Source organism: Thermomonas sp. (assembly GCF_041919455.1).
Classification (GTDB): domain Bacteria; phylum Pseudomonadota; class Gammaproteobacteria; order Xanthomonadales; family Xanthomonadaceae; genus Thermomonas.
On record NZ_JAYRTQ010000033.1, the window covers coordinates 1 to 17,008 of the forward strand.

25 protein-coding genes are annotated in these 17,008 nt (G+C 68.1%); 13 read left to right on the plus strand and 12 right to left on the minus strand.

Annotated features, from left to right (window positions below):
- The first annotated feature begins 171 nt into the window (after positions 1-171).
- A complete protein-coding gene (locus tag ACE3T8_RS14320; RefSeq protein WP_374610051.1) occupies positions 172-525 on the plus strand; it encodes an FKBP-type peptidyl-prolyl cis-trans isomerase in 354 nt (117 codons plus the stop codon).
- 66 nt (positions 526-591) lie between these two features.
- On the opposite strand, the gene ACE3T8_RS14325 is transcribed toward ACE3T8_RS14320, so the two are convergent.
- The 3 genes from ACE3T8_RS14325 to ACE3T8_RS14335 form a co-directional block, all read right to left on the minus strand.
- Positions 592-882, minus strand: a complete 291-nt coding sequence (locus ACE3T8_RS14325; protein WP_374610052.1) for a hypothetical protein — start codon at positions 880-882, stop codon at positions 592-594.
- Between the two features lie 130 nt (positions 883-1,012).
- Positions 1,013-1,909, minus strand: a complete 897-nt coding sequence (locus ACE3T8_RS14330) for an endonuclease/exonuclease/phosphatase family protein (RefSeq protein WP_374610054.1) — start codon at positions 1,907-1,909, stop codon at positions 1,013-1,015.
- Between the two features lie 121 nt (positions 1,910-2,030).
- The gene (locus ACE3T8_RS14335) at positions 2,031-2,510 is read right to left on the minus strand and encodes a nuclear transport factor 2 family protein (protein WP_374610056.1); all 480 of its coding nucleotides are present in this window, start codon (positions 2,508-2,510) and stop codon (positions 2,031-2,033) included.
- 140 nt (positions 2,511-2,650) lie between these two features.
- Here ACE3T8_RS14335 and ACE3T8_RS14340 point away from each other — a divergent pair, with 140 nt between their 5' ends.
- Together ACE3T8_RS14340 and ACE3T8_RS14345 are read left to right on the plus strand one after the other, a co-directional pair.
- Positions 2,651-3,076, plus strand: coding sequence for an MAPEG family protein (locus ACE3T8_RS14340; protein ID WP_374610058.1), 426 nt, complete (start codon positions 2,651-2,653; stop codon positions 3,074-3,076).
- 21 nt (positions 3,077-3,097) lie between these two features.
- Positions 3,098-3,490, plus strand: coding sequence for a VOC family protein (locus ACE3T8_RS14345; RefSeq protein WP_374610059.1), 393 nt, complete (start codon positions 3,098-3,100; stop codon positions 3,488-3,490).
- Positions 3,491-3,568: 78 nt separating this feature from the next.
- Here the strand turns inward: ACE3T8_RS14345 and ACE3T8_RS14350 are convergent, their stop codons facing one another.
- The 3 genes from ACE3T8_RS14350 to ltaE form a co-directional block, all read right to left on the minus strand.
- Positions 3,569-3,778: a cold-shock protein gene (locus ACE3T8_RS14350; RefSeq protein WP_100321765.1), complete on the minus strand. Its 210-nt coding sequence runs from the start codon at positions 3,776-3,778 to the stop codon at positions 3,569-3,571.
- Positions 3,779-4,080: 302 nt separating this feature from the next.
- A complete protein-coding gene (locus ACE3T8_RS14355; RefSeq protein WP_374610062.1) occupies positions 4,081-4,962 on the minus strand; it encodes an alpha/beta hydrolase in 882 nt (293 codons plus the stop codon).
- Positions 4,963-5,008: 46 nt separating this feature from the next.
- On the minus strand, positions 5,009-6,025 hold the full coding sequence (gene ltaE, locus ACE3T8_RS14360; RefSeq protein WP_374610063.1) for a low-specificity L-threonine aldolase: 1,017 nt from the start codon (positions 6,023-6,025) through the stop codon (positions 5,009-5,011).
- A gap of 239 nt (positions 6,026-6,264) precedes the next feature.
- Here ltaE and ACE3T8_RS14365 point away from each other — a divergent pair, with 239 nt between their 5' ends.
- Positions 6,265-6,558 carry a hypothetical protein gene (locus ACE3T8_RS14365; RefSeq protein ID WP_374610065.1) on the plus strand — a complete coding sequence of 98 codons (294 nt, stop codon included), beginning with the start codon at positions 6,265-6,267 and terminating at the stop codon, positions 6,556-6,558.
- Positions 6,559-6,629: 71 nt separating this feature from the next.
- Here ACE3T8_RS14365 and ACE3T8_RS14370 read toward each other — a convergent pair whose 3' ends face one another.
- Complete coding sequence (locus tag ACE3T8_RS14370; RefSeq protein WP_374610067.1) at positions 6,630-7,019, minus strand: hypothetical protein; 390 nt, start codon at positions 7,017-7,019, stop codon at positions 6,630-6,632.
- Positions 7,020-7,166: 147 nt separating this feature from the next.
- Here ACE3T8_RS14370 and ACE3T8_RS14375 point away from each other — a divergent pair, with 147 nt between their 5' ends.
- The 3 genes from ACE3T8_RS14375 (at position 7,167) to ACE3T8_RS14385 (ending at position 8,789) form a co-directional block, all read left to right on the plus strand.
- The gene (locus ACE3T8_RS14375; RefSeq protein ID WP_374610068.1) at positions 7,167-7,715 is read left to right on the plus strand and encodes a lipocalin family protein; all 549 of its coding nucleotides are present in this window, start codon (positions 7,167-7,169) and stop codon (positions 7,713-7,715) included.
- A gap of 5 nt (positions 7,716-7,720) precedes the next feature.
- The gene (locus ACE3T8_RS14380) at positions 7,721-7,909 is read left to right on the plus strand and encodes a CPXCG motif-containing cysteine-rich protein (protein WP_374610070.1); all 189 of its coding nucleotides are present in this window, start codon (positions 7,721-7,723) and stop codon (positions 7,907-7,909) included.
- Positions 7,910-7,979: 70 nt separating this feature from the next.
- Positions 7,980-8,789 (plus strand): polysaccharide deacetylase family protein, encoded by an 810-nt coding sequence (locus tag ACE3T8_RS14385; RefSeq protein ID WP_374610072.1) that lies wholly within the window; start codon positions 7,980-7,982, stop codon positions 8,787-8,789.
- A gap of 11 nt (positions 8,790-8,800) precedes the next feature.
- On the opposite strand, the gene ACE3T8_RS14390 is transcribed toward ACE3T8_RS14385, so the two are convergent.
- Both ACE3T8_RS14390 and ACE3T8_RS14395 read right to left on the minus strand, forming a co-directional pair.
- The gene (locus tag ACE3T8_RS14390; protein ID WP_374610074.1) at positions 8,801-9,127 is read right to left on the minus strand and encodes a thioredoxin family protein; all 327 of its coding nucleotides are present in this window, start codon (positions 9,125-9,127) and stop codon (positions 8,801-8,803) included.
- A gap of 166 nt (positions 9,128-9,293) precedes the next feature.
- Positions 9,294-10,823, minus strand: coding sequence for an alpha/beta hydrolase (locus ACE3T8_RS14395; RefSeq protein WP_374610075.1), 1,530 nt, complete (start codon positions 10,821-10,823; stop codon positions 9,294-9,296).
- Between the two features lie 114 nt (positions 10,824-10,937).
- Here ACE3T8_RS14395 and ACE3T8_RS14400 point away from each other — a divergent pair, with 114 nt between their 5' ends.
- From ACE3T8_RS14400 to ACE3T8_RS14410, 3 genes are all read left to right on the plus strand, one after another.
- Entirely contained in the window at positions 10,938-11,375 is a 438-nt protein-coding gene (locus ACE3T8_RS14400) for a DUF4920 domain-containing protein (RefSeq protein WP_374610077.1), read from the plus strand.
- A gap of 5 nt (positions 11,376-11,380) precedes the next feature.
- On the plus strand, positions 11,381-11,719 hold the full coding sequence (locus ACE3T8_RS14405; protein WP_374610091.1) for a zinc ribbon domain-containing protein YjdM: 339 nt from the start codon (positions 11,381-11,383) through the stop codon (positions 11,717-11,719).
- A gap of 61 nt (positions 11,720-11,780) precedes the next feature.
- A complete protein-coding gene (locus tag ACE3T8_RS14410; protein WP_374610079.1) occupies positions 11,781-12,719 on the plus strand; it encodes a hypothetical protein in 939 nt (312 codons plus the stop codon).
- A gap of 10 nt (positions 12,720-12,729) precedes the next feature.
- Here ACE3T8_RS14410 and ACE3T8_RS14415 read toward each other — a convergent pair whose 3' ends face one another.
- Together ACE3T8_RS14415 and ald are read right to left on the minus strand one after the other, a co-directional pair.
- Positions 12,730-13,254: an adenine phosphoribosyltransferase gene (locus tag ACE3T8_RS14415; protein WP_374610081.1), complete on the minus strand. Its 525-nt coding sequence runs from the start codon at positions 13,252-13,254 to the stop codon at positions 12,730-12,732.
- 240 nt (positions 13,255-13,494) lie between these two features.
- Positions 13,495-14,613, minus strand: coding sequence for an alanine dehydrogenase (ald, locus tag ACE3T8_RS14420; RefSeq protein ID WP_374610083.1), 1,119 nt, complete (start codon positions 14,611-14,613; stop codon positions 13,495-13,497).
- A 153-nt stretch (positions 14,614-14,766) separates the two neighbouring features.
- Between ald and ACE3T8_RS14425 the strand changes: the two genes are divergently transcribed.
- The 3 genes from ACE3T8_RS14425 to ACE3T8_RS14435 all read left to right on the plus strand — a co-directional run bounded on the left by ACE3T8_RS14425 (position 14,767) and on the right by ACE3T8_RS14435 (position 16,674).
- Positions 14,767-15,240 (plus strand): Lrp/AsnC family transcriptional regulator, encoded by a 474-nt coding sequence (locus tag ACE3T8_RS14425; protein ID WP_374610085.1) that lies wholly within the window; start codon positions 14,767-14,769, stop codon positions 15,238-15,240.
- 46 nt (positions 15,241-15,286) lie between these two features.
- Positions 15,287-16,078, plus strand: a complete 792-nt coding sequence (locus tag ACE3T8_RS14430; protein ID WP_374610087.1) for a lytic transglycosylase domain-containing protein — start codon at positions 15,287-15,289, stop codon at positions 16,076-16,078.
- Positions 16,079-16,302: 224 nt separating this feature from the next.
- The gene (locus tag ACE3T8_RS14435) at positions 16,303-16,674 is read left to right on the plus strand and encodes an EF-hand domain-containing protein (RefSeq protein ID WP_374610089.1); all 372 of its coding nucleotides are present in this window, start codon (positions 16,303-16,305) and stop codon (positions 16,672-16,674) included.
- Positions 16,675-16,887: 213 nt separating this feature from the next.
- Here the strand turns inward: ACE3T8_RS14435 and ACE3T8_RS14440 are convergent.
- The coding region (locus ACE3T8_RS14440; RefSeq protein ID WP_374606131.1) for a transposase at positions 16,888-17,008 on the minus strand (121 nt) is incomplete at its 5' end.

Genomic DNA, 17,008 nt, shown 5'->3' on the forward strand with positions numbered 1-17,008 from the left:
AACCCGTCCAGCCACCAAGCTGAGCAATACAATCCACGTCGGCCACGGCCGGCCCCAATTTGTAGTCTCGACAACCACAAGTTAGCCGGGTCGGCCGTGTGCCTCTCCCTCAGATGGGAGAAGAACCAAACTTCGGGCCACGATCCCCGCCAAGTCCACAAGGAACCCCCCATGGCATTCACCACCACGGCCTCCGGCCTGCAGTTCGAAGACACCGTCGTCGGCACCGGCACCGAGGCCAGGCCCGGCGTCAACGTCACCGTGCATTACACCGGCTGGCTGTTCGAGAACGGCGAGCAGGGCGAGAAGTTCGACTCCAGCAAGGATCGCGGCGAGCCCTTCATCTTCCCGCTCGGCAGCGGCATGGTCATCAAGGGTTGGGACGAAGGCGTGCAGGGCATGAAGGAAGGAGGCCAGCGCACCCTGATCATCCCGGCCAGCCTCGGCTACGGCGCGCGCGGCGCGGGTGGCGTGATCCCGCCGAATGCCACCCTGAAGTTCGACGTGGAACTGCTGGGCGCCTGAGGCGGTCGCCGGCGCGCGTCACACCTGCCGGATTGCCGGCGCTGCTGCGCATGCGATCAAGACGACTCAGCCGTCCTCGCCTGGCGCCGCCGCGGGCAGCGCCGGGAACTGCGCGGTCATGCGCGCGCCAGGCATCATGCCCCAGCGGATGCCGATGCGGCGCAGGCGTGCTTCCACTGCCTGCAGCGAATCGTCGGGAGTCGCAGCGACGATGGCGTCATGACGCTCGGCCCATGTGCCTGCGAGGACGAACACGTTGCCGGCACGGGCCTGGATGTTCGGCATTTCCGCTTCCAGCGCATCGAGCTCGGCTTCGATCGCATCGTTGGCGTTGCCGTGCTGCACGAAACTGTCCATGTCGGATCCCCCTCGATTGGTGCGGAGCGTGGCCCATTCGAGGTGGAGCTGCCGTGATCATGGCGTCGAGGTGTCGTGAACAAGGCGTGCTTGCGACGCCTGCAATCGCCGGCAACCCGCATCAGCCGGGTCAGCGCAGGCGCAAGCGCGTGGTGACCGCGCAATGGTCGCTCAAGGGGTCGGCGGGGAACGTCTTCTCGTCGAAGTCGAGCTGGTCGGCGGTGGCGCGGCGGTCCAGCACGATGTAGTCGATGAAATCCTTGTAGCGCGGATTGCAGCGCGCCGATTGGTCGCCGGAGGCGCGCGCCAGATCGGCGTTGGCCGGCGCGGCATCGTCCCATTCCTTCCACACCGCATCACCGGGCATCACCAGGCGGCGGTTGAAGTCGCCGAGCACCGCGAAGCGAAGCGCTTCCGAGGCACGCGCGTCGATCCAGCGCTCCATCGCCGGCACCTGCTCGAACAGCGCCGCGCAGGCCTCGTTCCGGTCGCCGGCGCTGCAGCCCGCCTTGAGGTGCACCGACAGCAGGCGCATCGGCTTGCCGCCGGTGGGGCGGACGATCACGTCCACGCCGGAACGCAGGTCGGGATTGCCAGCCTGGAGGTCGGTGACATCGGGCTGGCGATCGAAGGACAGGCCCTTGCGGATCGCGAAGCCGGTGCGCTGCGCATTGATGGTCAAGCCCGGGCGGCCGCCGCATGCGCCGTTGCGACCGCTGCCGATCCGCGCCTCGATCACCACGCTGTAGCGCGACGGATCGAACACGCGCTCGGCCGCGGCGCGCGATTCGACTTCCTGGAACGCGATGACATCGGCGGCCAGGGCGTCCACGTAATCGCGCATCGCGGCGTAGTCGGCATCGGTTCGCGGACGGCAACCCGAGCCATCGCGCTCGGCGAGGTGTTCCATGTTCCAACTGGCCAGGGTCAGCGTCGATGGCGCGGGTGACGGCGTGTCGCGGTTGGCGACGCCGGTGCAGGAGGCGGTGAACAGGCAGAGCGAGGCGAGCAGGGCGTGCTGTTTCATGCGTGTTGTGGACCAAGTGAGGTGGCGGCGCGCGGTCGTGGCCGGCGGCGCATGTGAGGTAGCGGGGCGTGAATCGCACATCCGCAGCCTGCGTGCAGAAGCTGCGGACACCACGCGCTTGTCAGTGCGGCTTGCTCGGTGCCGGTGGTCGGATCCCGGTGTACTGGGTGGTGGCGATGCGCCATTCGCCGTTGATCAGGCGGAACTGGAATTGCACGCGCATCGCGATCGCGCGGGGACCATCGGGCGATGGCATGCGGATGGTTTCGCGGGCGATCAATGTGGCGGCATCGTCATCCACGCGGACCTGCACGTCGTCCAGGACGGCGTCGATCGGTGTCGAGCCGGCCGCCGCCCTGGATTTTGCTTCGGCCGAATAGAAGCCGATGACCTCGTCGCGGGTATCGACATCGCCGACCGGCGACACCTCCAGGTAGTCCGCTGCCAGCAGGCCTTCCAGCGCGGGCTGGTCGGAGGCCAGTTGCGCGGCCACCAACGCGTTCGCGCGCTGCAGCAACACGGCGTCGGCGCGGTCGTCGGCCATCGCGATGGCGGGTGCGAGCAGGCACAGCAGGACGGCATGACGGGGCAGTGCGCGCATGGCGGCGTTCCGATCGTGGGATGCCTGCATGCTGCCGCGCCGGCATGGGCCTGCCACAGTGCGCAAGGTCATATACATTGGCTGCCACGCACGTGCGGTTGATCCCGTTTCCCGATTCCTTCCTGACCCGGAGCAGCACGATGGCCAACCCGCAACCGATGCTCGGACCGGTGATCGCGCTGGTCGCGTGGACGGCGGTGATGTGGGGCTGGATGTACGCCACGCGGATCCCGGCGATCCTGCGCCTGCGCATCCGCCTGGACGGCAACCTGCCGCGCGGCGAACAGATGGCCACGCTGCCGCCACGGGTGCGCTGGAAAGCGGACAACTACAACCACCTGTTCGAGCAGCCGCTCCTGTTCTACGCGACCGCATTGAGCCTGGCCCTGCTCGGCGATGCGTCCGCCGCGTCGCTTGCGCTGGCCTGGGGCTATGTCGCGCTGCGCGTCGTCCACAGCCTGTGGCAGGCGCTGGTCAACCGCATCCCGGTGCGCTTCGCATTGTTCGCGCTGTCGTCGCTGGTGCTGTTCGCGCTGGTCGTGCGCGCGGCGCTGCAAATCTTCTGAAACCCCACGGAATCCATTCGCATGTTCAACCACATCATGGTCGGCAGCAACGACCTGGCGCGTTCCGAAGCCTTCTACAACGCCGTGCTCGGCGTGCTGGGCGCGGGCCCGCCGCTGCGCAACCAGTCGCCGAGCGGGCACATGCGGCTGTTCTACCGCCACGAGGGCAACACCTTCTGCGTGGCCGAGCCGATCGATGGCGAACCGGCGACCTGCGCCAACGGCGCGACCATCGGCTTCAAGTGCAGTTCGCCGGAGCAGGCGAAGCACTTCCACGATGTCGCGGTGGCGGCCGGCGGCACCTCGATCGAAGACCCGCCCGGTTTGCGCACCAGTACCCTGGGCAGCCTGTACCTGGCCTACGTGCGCGATCCCGACGGCAACAAGCTGTGCGCGCTGTATCGGCCCAGGTAAACCGCGCAAACAAAAACCCCGGACGTCGCCGCCCGGGGTTCCTGGTGCCACTTGCGTGGCGCCTGCGTCGGGCAGGACTTACTCGGCCTGCACTTCTTCGGCCTGCAGGCCCTTCTGGCCCTGCGCAACCTTGAACGACACCTTCTGGCCTTCCTGCAGGGACTTGAAGCCCGAGCCCTGGATGGAACGGAAGTGGACGAACAGGTCATCACCGCTCTGCGGGGTGATGAAGCCGAAGCCCTTGGCGTCGTTGAACCACTTGACGGTACCGGTCTGACGATCGGACATGGTGTTACTCCTTGGAAACAGTGAAAAGGAAACGGCCCGCGAAATGCGGTGCCGGACTGTCGAGCAAGGGGTAACGCGAAGCGATGGAGCGGATCGTCTGGAAAGGTCGTTGCAGACCCTGGAACCTGTTGATCAACACGCATCGGAGCCACGATGTACCGTGATCCCGCTTTGAACAGTGCGCGCACCGTACCGCAATTCGGGCGGCATATCGACCGCTTTCGTGAACGGCAAGGCAGAACCCCGGCCTGCAGCACGCAGGAAAACGGCTGAAACCCGCGCCGTGGGCGCGATCGCGCGGTTCAGCCTGGCGACTTCTTCCGACACGCCGCCACGAAACCATTGAGCGCAGGCAGGACCTCGGGCGCATGGAGGGGCTGGTACAGGCCCACCAAGGGCGCGCTGTGCCCGCCTTCCGCCAGCAGGCGCAGGGTCACCGGCACCCCTGCGCGTTCGAGTCGCGCGGCGAACAGGCGGCTGTCCTCGGCTTCCACGACCTTGTCGCCTACGGCGTGGATCAACAGGAAGGGCGGTTCGTCGCCATCGACGAAGTGGATCGGTTGCGCGTCGGGCCATTGCGCGGGGTCGCCGAAGACCGGTACCAGATCGCCGGTGATTGCGAAATCCAGTGGCCCCGACAGCGCAATGGCACCTGCGAGATCCGCGGGTTTCATGCCGTGCGCGGCGAGGTAGCGCTTGTCGGTGGCCAGCAAGGCCGCGATCTGCGCGCCCGCGGAATGCCCGGCCACGAACAGGCAGCGTGGATCGCCGCCCCAGTCCGCGGCATGCGCGCGCGCCCAAGCGACCGCACTGGCACCGTCTTCGATGAAGCCGGGGAATATCGTTTGCGGGTACGTGCGGTAGTCGGCGACCAGCACCAGCAGGCCCTGGTTGGCCAGTCGGCGGCCGACGAAGCGGTAGTCCTCGCGCGCGCCGCCCTGCCAGCTGCCGCCGTAGAAGAACACCACCACCGGGACGTCGCCGGTCGCATTCGCCGGGCGATAGACGTCGATGCCATGGCGCTCGCCGGGTGCGTAGGCCGCGCTGGCATCGGCCGGCGGTTGCCCGCGGTTGGCGACGGTGAAGGCCACGCGCAGGCAGCCGCTGGCCAGCAGCGCGCCGGCCGCCAGCAGGAGTGTGCCGAGCCAGTGGCGTGGCCGCAGGAAAGGACGGGTCGATGTCATGGATCGTGTTTACGCGAGGCCGCGTGAAACGGATGCGGTGGCGCGCTCAGGCAGCGAAGAAGGCGGCGAATGCCTGCACAGTGCGTTCGATGCCGTCGTCGTCCACGTCGAGGTGGGTCACCAGGCGCAGCGTGGGCAGATAGCCGATGCTGATGCGGATGCCGGCATCGCGCAGGTGCGCGTCCAGCGCGCGCAGCCGATCGGCGGGTACGTCGATGAACACCATGTTGGTGTGCTGGCCGAGCAGGTCGATGCCGGTGATGCCGCGCAGGCCTTCCGCGAGGCGCGCCGCGCGGTCATGGTCCTGTTGCAGTCGCGCGACGTGGTGGTCGAGCGCGTGCAGGCCGGCCGCGGCCAGGATCCCGGCCTGCCGCCAGCCGCCACCGCAGACCTTGCGCCAGCGCCGTGCCTTGTCGACCAGCGCATGCGAGCCCACCAGCACCGAACCCACCGGTGCGCCGAGGCCCTTGGATAGGCAGATCGAGACCGTATCGAAATGCCGCGCGATCTCCCTTGCCGGCACCTTGCAGGCCACCGCGGCGTTGAACAGGCGCGCGCCGTCCAGGTGCATGCCGAGTCCGTGCGTCCGCGCCAGGTCGTGCGCGTCGCGCAGGTACTCCAGCGGCAACGGGCGGCCATGCCAGGTGTTCTCAAGCGCCAGCAAACGCGTGCGCGCGAAATGCGGATCCACCGGCTTCACTACAGCGGCGATGCGCTCCAGCGGCAGCGTGCCGTCCTCGGCATGCACGACCGGCTGCGGCTGGATCGAACCCAGCACCGCCGCACCGCCGCCCTCGAACTTGTAGGTGTGCGCCTCCGTGCCGACGATGTATTCGTCGCCGCGTTCGCAATGCGCCAGCAAGGCGAGCAGGTTGCACTGGGTACCGGTGGGCACGAACAGACCGGCGTCGAAGCCGAGGTCATCGGCCAGTCGATCCTGCAGTGCATTGACCGTTGGGTCTTCGCCATAGACGTCGTCGCCGACTTCCGCCGCCAGCATCGCCGCGCGCATCGCGGCGGTGGGCCGGGTGACGGTGTCGCTGCGCAGGTCGATCGCGTGCATGGCGTTCCTCGGGGCGGCGGCTGGCGGGTGACCATAATCGAAAAGACAGGGGGGGCGCGCAGGCAAGCCTCGCCGGCATGCTTCCCGCGGTGCGTTCTTTGCGTATCGATTGCAGCTCGTCACGCGCGGCCGTGCGTTCGTCCCGGCCACGCCACGCGCCTGCTTGTGCATGGCGCGTTGCCCGCCTACGTTGCGGCGGCGGTGCCTTGCAGGCCGCCAACCGGACGGGGAGAAGATGGATGATCGGAGCATTGAAGCACGGTGCGGCCATCGCGCTGCTGGTGTTGGCCGGCTGCGGCGGCAGCGCGGGTTCGGACTCGCGCGAACTCACCGCGCAGGACTGCCGCGCGTACTACGAGCACACCTATCGGCTGGACGGCATGGATGCCGCGCAGGTGCTGGGCGAGGCGCAACTGGCCAAGGATTCGCAGACCTGCGCGGATACCGGCATGGTCACCAGGCGCCACTACGACTGCGCGATGGCGGCCACGTCCGTCAGCGAATTGCAGGGCTGCGGCGCGCCCAATACCTGACCGGCGATTGCGCAGGGCGACGGGTCGATCGAGGCCTCGTCGCCGATGCGTGGCCTGCACGCGCGCGGGGATCAGGCGCGTCGACGCGCCAGCCGGCGCTGGTTGCGCACGGCGGTGTTGCGGGTTGGCCGCAAGGCCGCATTGCCCACGCCGATCCACAGCGCGGCCACGTCGTTGCAGGCGGTCATCCAGCCGGCTGGCGTCCACGCGGCGGGCCGCGCGCCGATCATCAGCATCCTGGCCGGCAACAGCGCCAGTTCGATGCCGGCTGCCTGCATGCCCTGGCTGGCGGCGTCGAGTTTTTCGGCGGTCATGCGCCGCGCTTCCGACTGGTGCCAGGGCGACAGCAGCGTGGCGGGATCGGAAAACGCCTGCACGCGCGCGGCGATCACGCTGGCCGCAGCGGCGCCCGTTGCATGCAGCAGGGCGGTTGCGGCGCGGGTTTCGCGGCGGGATGACATGGCGGACTCCGGGAGAGCGTCGGGCAGGCACGATGCAGGATGTCGCATGAAGGGCCCGTGCAGCCGCGGCGTGGCGGCATCCCAGGCTTCACCCCCCGCCCACGCAGCATCCGCAAAGGTGCGCGTCCCACCGTGGAGCGTCATCGCATGATCCGTCCCTTGCTGCTCGCCCTTGCGCTGGCCTGCGCGCCTGCCTCCGCGCAGCAGGCCGCGTTGCCCAATACCTCCGTGCAGGCGCTGGACCTGCAGCGCTATGCCGGCCAATGGCACGAAGTCGCACGCCTGCCGATGTTCTTCCAGCGCAATTGCGTCGCCAATGTCACCGCGACCTACACCCTGCGCGTGGACGGCAGGATCGGCGTGCGCAATGCCTGCGACGACAAGGACGGCGAGACGATGGTGTCGGACGGCATCGCGCGTCCGGTCGCGGGGCAGCCGGGGCAACTTGAAGTGCGCTTCGCCCCGGACTGGCTGGCCTGGGCACCGATGACCTGGGCCGACTACTGGGTGGTGGAGCTAAATCCCGACTACCAGTGGGCAGTGGTCGGCGGGCCGAGCCGCAAGTACCTGTGGGTGCTGTCGCGCACGCCGACGATGCCACGCGTGCAGTTCGACGCCATCCGCGAGCGCGCGTTGCGCCGTGGCTATCCGGTCGATCGCCTGCTGATCTCGCCGAATGGCGTCAGCAGCGATTGACGCGCATGCTCGATAGCCAGGACATCGAATGCCCGTATTGCGGCGAGGTGATCAGCCTGCTGCTGGACACCAGTGCGGGATCGCAGCGCTACATCGAGGACTGTCACGTCTGCTGCCGTCCGATCACGGTCGTGCTCGACGTGGATGAAGACGGCGATCCATGGGTGCGAGTGCAATCCGAAGAAGACGCCTGAGGCGTTCGCGCGGGATTCGCGGCCGAGGCAGGGCCGGTATGCTGCGGCATCGTCCGCCTCCGAGTCCCTCATGCGCGCCTGCCTGACTGCGTTCCTGCTGTTAGCCATCGCATGCTCGCCCGCGGCATCGGCAGGCGATGGCTTCGCCTGGCCGGAAGGTCGCAAGGCGGCGGTCAGCCTGGCTTACGACGATGCACTGGACTCGCAGCTCGACACCGCGATTCCCGCGCTCGACCGACACGGACTGAAAGGCAGCTTCTACCTGATCCTCTCTGCGGAAACGGTGCGCACGCGCCTGGCCGATTGGCGCGCGGCCGCGGCCAATGGCCACGAACTCGGCAACCACAGCCTGTTCCATCAATGTTCGGGAAAGGGTCCAGAGCGCAGTTGGGTCGCGCCGCAACGCAACCTGGACACCACCACGGTGGCGCAGATGCGCGACCAGGTCGAACTGGCCAGCACCATGCTGCAGGCCATCGACGGGCGCAGCGCGCGCACCTACACCGCGCCCTGCGGCGAGGTGGCGGCGATGGATGGCAGTTACCTGGGCGCAGTCGCGCCGCTGTTCGTCGGCATCAAGCTGGTCGGTGGTGCGGTGGTCGACGACATGGCGATGCTGGATCCGGCCGCGGTGCCGGTTGCGGCGCCGGTGGGCATGAGCGGCGCGCAATTGATCGCGCTGGTCGAAGAAGCAGGTCGCAAGGGCACGATGGCCAACTTCACCTTCCATGGCATCGGCGGCGACCATCTGCAGGTGTCGGCGCAGGCGCACGAAGAATTGCTGGCTTACCTCGCCAAGCATCGCGATGACTACTGGACCGCACCCTTCGTCGACATCATGGGCTGGGTGCGCCAGCAGCAAGCGAAACGCAGCGACTGACGCGCGCTGGCTCAGGCCAGCGCCTGTTCCAGTGGCCACAGATCCCGCGCCTCGCGCGGGCGCACGACGCGGGCGAGCTCGCGGCCGTCGCGCAACAGCACCAGCGTCGGCCACAGCTTGACCTGGTAGGCGCGGCCCAGCGGACGGCCGCGACCGTCCTCGATGCGCAGGTGCTCGATGTCGGCATGCGCATCGCGCCAGGCATCCACGGCGGAGCGCGCGGCGATGCAATGGCCGCACCAGTCGGTGCCGAAATCGAGCAAGACCAGGCCCGGCATCGCGGCGATGCTGGCTGGCGAGCGGGTGAGGTCGCGGTAGGCAAGATGGCGCGAGGTCATGGCCGCACGTCGTGCTTGTATCGCTGTGGCCGGATCGTAGTCGGCATGGTCGTCCCGTCCGTGGAAGGTGATGCCATCGTCCCGATGCAGGCCGAAACCGCGAGTGAAATCCGGGCTTCCGCGTGCGGCGAGTCATGCCGACTTCATGATCGCGAACACGCCGCCATCAGTTCTCCGGCGAAGCATCACCTGGCGATGCGGATGCCGCATCCGTCGCCAGCAGCTTGGTGATTCGCGCCGTCATGTAGGCGTGGAACGGGTTGTAGCTGAGCCGCTCCAGGCTGGCCTGCGGCACCACCAGCGTGTTGCGCTCGCCGCGCAGGGCGATCGCGCCGAGTTGCAGCGGATGGCCCTCGCGCGGGATGCGGCCGTACAGCGCATCGTCCTCGGCGAAGGGCAGGGCGATGTGCGAGAGCGAGAACACATCGGCGGGATAGCCGATGCCGAGCGGCTGCATCGTCTGCGAATCTGCATGCGCAAGGCGGGTGCGCGCGACCGCGGCGGCATCGTCGAGCGAGGTCGTGCCCACCATCGTCACCGCGTGCGCATGCGCGGGGCCGTGCAGCAGTGCATCGGCCCATGCGGTGGTGGCGGGCACCTGCAGCGGTTGCAGCAGGCGATTGCGGTTGACGTCGAACAGCACCAGTTCGTTGCGATCCGCGGCGAGCTTGTCGAACAGCAACCGGTCGACCGCCGACGCCTCCACGGTGTCGTCGACCACCGACTGGAAGGCGAGGATCGGCGGCATGCCGGACAGGCGGCCATCGGCGGCCAGCGCGTCCAGCCCGTCCTGCAGGTCGGCGGTGACCAGGTAGGACTCGCGCGCGGCATGCACCGGGAACGAGTTGTACTTGAACGGGTTGTATTCGGGCAGCACCTCCGACCACGCCGCACGCGCGTAACGCGGCAGCACGGCGGGCAGGCCTGCGAGTCCCGCATAGCGTGCGAACGCGGTGACCTTGACCATCGGCGACAGCAGTACCAGTTGGCCGGTGTCTGCGGGCTTGCCGGCGCGCAGGCGGTCGACTTCGTGCAGCAGCGCGAGCGCCGCGCCATTCGAATAACCGACCAGGTGCACGGGCATGCGTCCATTCGCGCGACGGCCCGCTTCCGCCATCGCCATCGCCACCGTGGCTTGCCATTGCGATTTTTCCGCACGCACCAGTGCGCCCGGCACGGTGCCGTGCCCGGGCATGCGCGGCACGATGGCGATGTAGCCCGCGGCGTTGTACAGCATGGCCAGCCGCAACATGCTGTAGGGTGCGTCGGTCAGGCCGTGAACCAGCACGGCGACACCGCGTGGCGCCGCGCCTGGTTCCAGCACGAACGAGCGGTTCCAGTCACGCTCGAAGCGTTCCGGTGAACTGAGGCTGCCGGCGGTGTAGCGATTCAGCGGATGCGCGTCTTCCGGCGTCATGTCGGCATCGAGTTCGGCGCGGACGCGCGCGAACAGCTGGTTTTCAGCGGCGAGGTACGCCTGCCAATCGCCACGCAGGATCTGCGATGCGGACGGTTCTTTCGCGGACAAGGTATGCCACGGCTGCAGCGGCGATGCCTTGGCGGCCTGCCACGCACGCAGCGCCAGCAGCACGATGGCGATGCACGCCACCACCACGACCAGTCGCAGCAGGCGGCCTGCGCTTGCGGGCAGCCAATGCCGGCGGGTTGGCGTGGCGTCGGTCCGGTTCGAACTCATGCGCAGGGAGTCCACGATGCAGGCATGCCCCGCATGATGCGTGCAAATCGCGCGTTTCGGGCCTGCCTGCGCCACGCGCTATCCTTGTGCATCGAAACGAATTGGCCCATTCCCATGCCGCGCATCTTCCTGTCCCTCGCCCTGCTCGCCGCCATCGGCCTGGCCCATGCCGGCGAGCCTGCCCGCTTCGGCAAGCCGTTGCCGGCCACTGCCCCGGTCGCGGTGGCCGATGCCGTCGCCGCGTTCGACCAGCACGCGGGCAAGCCGCAACGTTTCAGCGGCCGCATCGTCGAGGTCTGCCAGGCCGAGGGCTGCTGGATGGTGCTGGAGGACAACGGCCAGACCGCGCGGGTGATGTTCAAGGACCACGCCTTCCTGATCCCGAAGGACAGCAGCGGCCGCGCCCAGGTCGGCGGCGTGCTCTCGCGCAAGGAACTCACGCCGGAACAGGTCGCGCATCTCGAAGAGGACGGCAAGGGCTTGAAGGTGTCGCCGGTCGAGTACCGCATCCTGGCCGATGGCCTGGAAATCGAAGCCGCACCGAAGTCGTGATGGCCATGTCCGAACTGCCGCCCTGCCCGCAATGCGCGTCGACCTACACCTACGAGGACGGCACCCAGTACGTCTGCCCCGAGTGCGGCCACGAATGGTCGCCGGCGCAGGCCGAGGCCGCCGATGAGGCGAAGGTGGTGCGCGACGCGGTCGGCAACCTGCTGCAGGACGGCGACACCGTCACCGTGATCAAGGACCTCAAGCTCAAGGGCTCGTCGCTGGTGGTGAAGGTGGGGACCAAGGTGCGCAACATCCGCCTGGTCGACGGCGACCACGACATCGACTGCAAGGTCGACGGCATCGGCCAGATGGGCCTGAAATCGGAATTCGTGAAGAAGGCCTGAGATCGCGGCACGGCGCCTTCCGGCACATGCGCGACCCGGCGCGTCGCGCGACGCTCACGGCATGAAACGACTCGCCTGCCTCGCCCTGCTGTTGTCCGCCAGCCTGCCGTGCGTCGCGCAACAGGTCGCCGATCGCGAATTCGCACCGGCGGTGTCGCCACCGGCGTTCGTTGAAGGCAAGGGCCCGGTGGTCTGCCTGGACGAGGCGCATTACAACTTCCACACGCTCGACGGGCGTTTCCATGCGTTCGGCGCGCTGCTGCGCCGCGATGGTTACGTGGTCACGCCGAACCGCGTTGCCTTCGATGCGACGAGCCTCTCCGCCTGCGCGGTGCTGGTCATCGCCAACGCGCAACCGAGCGACGCGGACTGGAACGACTATCCGACGCCCACGCCGTCCGCCTTCGCGCCGACGGAGGTCGCCGCGGTCCGCGACTGGGTGCAGGGCGGTGGCCGGCTGTTGCTGATCGCCGACCACATGCCGCTGGCCGGTGCGGCGCTGGCGCTGGCGGCCGCGTTCGATGTCGAGTTCACCGACGGCTTCGCCTTCGCCGGCGTGGACAACGAGGCCAAGGCCAAGCCCACGCTGTTCCGGCTCGACGACGGCACGCTGAGCGACCACGCGATCCTGCGCGGACGCAACGCGAGCGAAGCGATCTCGCAACTGCGCTCGTTCACCGGGCAGGCGTTCCGTGCGCCGGGCGCGCAGCCGCTGATGGTGTTGCCGGCCGGTTTCGTCTCCTTGCATCCGGCGAAGGCGTGGGCCTTCGATGACGCCACCCCGCGGGTCGAGGTGGGCGGCTGGCTGCAGGGCGCCGTGAAGGACGCGGGCAAGGGCCGCGCGGCGTTCTTCGGCGAGGCGGCGATGTTCACCGCGCAATCGGCCGGTGCGGAACGACGCCCGATGGGCATGAATGCACCGGGTGCCGAACAGAACGCGCAGTTCGTGTTGAACCTGCTGCACTGGCTGGCGGAACCATCGTTGCCAGCCACGCAGTAGCGCTGCCCGGTCAGATCACCAGCGCCGCGTGCAGTGGTGCGTCGCCATCCCAGCGTGCGCGTCCGTTGAGAAAACCGAGTTCGATCAACATCGACACGCCGACGACCTGGACGTTCAGCTGCTTCGCCAGGCCATGCGCGGCCAACAGGGTGCCGCCGGTGGCCAGCACGTCATCCGCCAGCAGCACGCGGGCACCAGGTGGCAAGGCGTCCGCCTGCACCTGCAATGCGTCCTCGCCGTATTCCAGCGCATACGCCTGGGTGAACACCCGGCCCGGCAGCTTGCCCGGCTTGCGCAGCGGGACGATGCCGGCGCCCAGCGCGCGCGCCAGCGGCGTGCCGATCAGGAAGCCACGCGCTTCCATCGCCAGTACGGCGTCGATGCGCATGCCATGCCATGGCGCGGCCAACGCCTCGATCGCGTCGTCGAAGGCTGTCGCATCGGCGAGCACCGGCATGATGTCCTTGAACACGATGCCCGGCTTGGGGAAGTCGGGGACATCGCGGATCAGTCGGGTCCAGTGGGCGTGGGTCATGGCGTTGGCATCGGAAGCGGTCCGACATGATGCCGCGCGCCGCCGACGCCGCAAACACGAAGGGGACGGCAAGCCGTCCCCTTGGTCGAACCCGAAAAGCGTAGTCCGTTCTCGCGCCGTCGCGAGCGATGGCAGGCGGTCCGTGGCGGAGCGCAGGAAGCGCAGTGTATGTGCGGATACATGAGCATTCCGAGCACCGCACGCGGGCCGCCTGTCGAGCGCAGCAGGCGCGTGGGCGGATTACAGACCCAACACGCTCTCCGCGCTGGTGTAGGCCAGGCCGTGCGCCTCGGCGACCGGCTCGCAGGTGAGCTTGCCTTCGCAGACGTTGAGGCCTTCGCGCAGGTGCGGATCCTGCTCCAGCGCCTTGCGCCAGCCCTTGTCGGCCAGGGCCAGGGTGAACGGCAGGGTGACGCTGTTGAGCGCGAAGGTGGAGGTGCGCGCGACCGCGCCCGGCATGTTGGCCACGCAGTAGTGCACCACGCCGTCGACCACGTAGGTCGGGTCGGCATGCGTGGTCGCATGCGAGGTCTCCACGCAGCCGCCCTGGTCGATGGCGACGTCGACGATCACCGAGCCCGGCTTCATCGTCTTCAGCATGTCGCGGGTGACCAGCTTCGGCGCGGCCGCGCCCGGCACCAGCACGGTGCCGATCAGCAGGTCGGCGCGACGCACCAGCTCCTCGATCGCCGAACGGGTCGAGAACACGGTCGAGATCGAGGTGCCGAACTGGCTGGCCAGGCGCTTCAGCGCATCGGCCGAGCGGTCGACCACGGTGACCTGCGCGCCCATGCCCACGGCGATCGTCGCCGCGTGGGTGCCGGACACGCCACCACCGAGGATCACCACTTCCGCCGCCGGCACGCCGGGAACGCCGCCCAGCAACACGCCGCGGCCGCCCTGCGCCTTCTCCAGCGCATGCGCGCCGACCTGCGGGGCCAGGCGGCCGGCGACTTCCGACATCGGGGTCAGCAGCGGCAGCGAGCCGTTCGCCGCAGTGACTGTTTCATAGGCGATGCAGACCGCGCCGGACTCGATCAGGTCCCTGGTCTGCGGCGCATCGGGGGCGAGGTGCAGGTAGGTGAACAGGATCTGGCCCGGGCGCAGCTTCTTGCGCTCATCGGCCTGCGGTTCCTTCACCTTCACGATCATGTCGGCGCTGGCGAAGATTTCGTCGGCGGTCTCGATGATGGTGGCACCGGCGGCGATGTAGTCGTCGTCGGTCAGGCCGGCGCCCAGGCCCGCGCCCTTCTGCACGAGGACTTCGTGGCCGTGGTGGACCAGCTCCAGCACCGACGACGGGACCAGGCCGACACGGTATTCGTGGTTCTTGATTTCCTTCGGTACGCCGACGCGCATGTGCAGTCCCTCTCCCGTGGGCGGCGTCGGCGAACCCGGCGCCTGAAGGACGGCAGTATGCGCGCGGGATCGTGCATTTAATCGCTGAATTCGTTGCGATGAATACGTGGTTGTCGCATTGTTCGCGAATCACAAGCCTGATCGTCGAATCATATGCGTGCCAACGACATTCCCCTCGATGACCGTGATCGCGCCATCCTCCGCGAGCTGCAGGCGAACGGCCGGTTGACCAACCTGGAGCTCGCGCAGCGCATCAACCTGTCGCCCTCGGCTTGCCTGCGCCGGGTCAAGTTGCTGGAGGAATCCGGGCTGATCGCGCGCTACGTGATGCTGCTGGACGAGAAACTCGCCGGCCTGCCCGGCACCGCCTTCGTGCTGGTCACCCTGGACCAGCAGGGGCGCGCGGCACTCGACGCGTTCGAGGCCGCGATCAACCGGCATCCCGAAGTCACCGAATGCTGCCTGCTGGCCGGCACTGCCGACTACATGGTGCGCGTGGCCTACGCCGATTCGGTGGACTTCGAGCGCATCCACACCGAGATCCTCACCCAGCTGCCCGGCGTAGTCCGCGTGCAGTCCACGCTGGCGTTGCGCACGGTGAAGAAGACCACGGCGCTGCCGGTCTGACGTCGCCCCGGCGGTTCCTGCACGGGCGGTGCCTACAATCGCCGGCATGCGCCATCCGCTCGCCACCGCTGCCTGCCTTGTCCTGATGACGACTGTCGTTGGCGACGCGCAGGCGCGCACGGTCTACCGTTGCGTGCGCGATGCCACGGTCAGCCTGTCCACCGCGCCGGAACCGGGCAGCAAGTGCGAGGCGAAGACGCTCGACGACAACGCCGCGATGCTGCCCAACCTGTGGGGCGAACTCGGTGTCTTCAGCGGCACCCTGTACGAGTGGAAGGCAGCGGACGGCCGCATGGTCTACACCACCCGGCGCATGCCGGGCGCGACGCCGTACCTGAAGTTCACCGTGGAGACGCCGAAGGGGTCGCCCGCGCATGAAGGCCTGGGCCAGTTGGGCAAGCCACGGCTCGACGCGCATGCGCAGGCCTTCCGCAAGGCGGCGAAGGCGCGCAAGGTCGATGATGCGTTCCTGCGCGCGATCGCCCATGCGGAAAGTGGTTTCGACGAGAAGGCGGTGTCCCCGAAGGGCGCGCAGGGACTGATGCAGTTGATGCCCGACGTGCAGCGCGACTACGGCGTGCTGGATCCGTTCGATCCCGCGCAATCCATCGATGCCGCCGCACGGCACCTGCGCGCATTGCTCGCCCGGTACAAGGGCGACTACGCATTGGCCGCGGCGGCGTACAACGCCGGCATCGGCACGATCACCAGATACCGCGGCATTCCGCCGTATGCGGAGACAATCGCCTACGTGGCGAAAGTGCAGGCCCTGCACGCGCGTTATCGCACGGCGATGAAATTGCCGCCGCTGGATCATCCGCTGCGCGCGGCGCAATGACCGGGCCAGCCCTTGCTGGTTGAATGCGCCGCGCGACTAGCGCGTCTTCTTGCCTGCGTGGTTAAGCAAATGTTGGCGTTCATGTTGGGTCGTGGAACGCGTTCAGACGCGGCCCGTAAGGTGCACATCGTGAGTTGCGGGATGCGTTGGCCCTGTCAGCGGCGCGTCCCGCAATCGCAACCTGAAGATCCGTTTTGATCCCCCGCAGAACGAGGAGGCAATTCATGCAGAAGACCACCAAGCGCAACCGCAACACCCTCGCGATCCTGTCGTTCGCCCTGGCATCGGCCTTCGCCGCGCCGGCGGCCTTCGCCCAGAGCGCACCAACGGCCACGCAGGATCCCGCCGCGCAACCGGCACCGCAACAGCAAGCCACCGAAGCGGCACCGCAGGCGGCACCCGCGCAGAAGACGTGGGCGGAGCTCGATGCCAACGGCAACGGTTCGCTGAGCGCCAGCGAGGCCGCGCCCATCGACAGCCTGACCAAGGTCTTCGCCAAGGCCGACAAGGACGGCAACGGCGAACTGACCGCAGACGAATACAAGTCCTGGCTGGCCGCCAATGGCGGCGGCAAGCCCAAGGCCGGGCAGGGCTGATCCCGGTCGCCGGATAACAACAAGAAAGGTTGTGGCACGAAGGGCGGCCTTGGCCGCCCTTCGGTTTTTTTCGACGACAGTTGGCGGCGCAAGCCGCCTATCGTTTGCGTGCCGGTAGACTGCAGGCATGGACACGCAACCCGCTGGCGGCATCGGACTGGTCGGCTTCGATGCCGACGACACCCTCTGGCGCAGCCAGGATTATTTGGTTCTTCACCCAAGTCCGGGGAAGGCAGCCCGGATCTTGAGGAAGAAGTAGGCGTCGTCGCGGAAGCCGTAGGCCATGCGCTTGATGACCTTGATCTTGTTGTTGATGCCTTCGACCAGGTTGGTG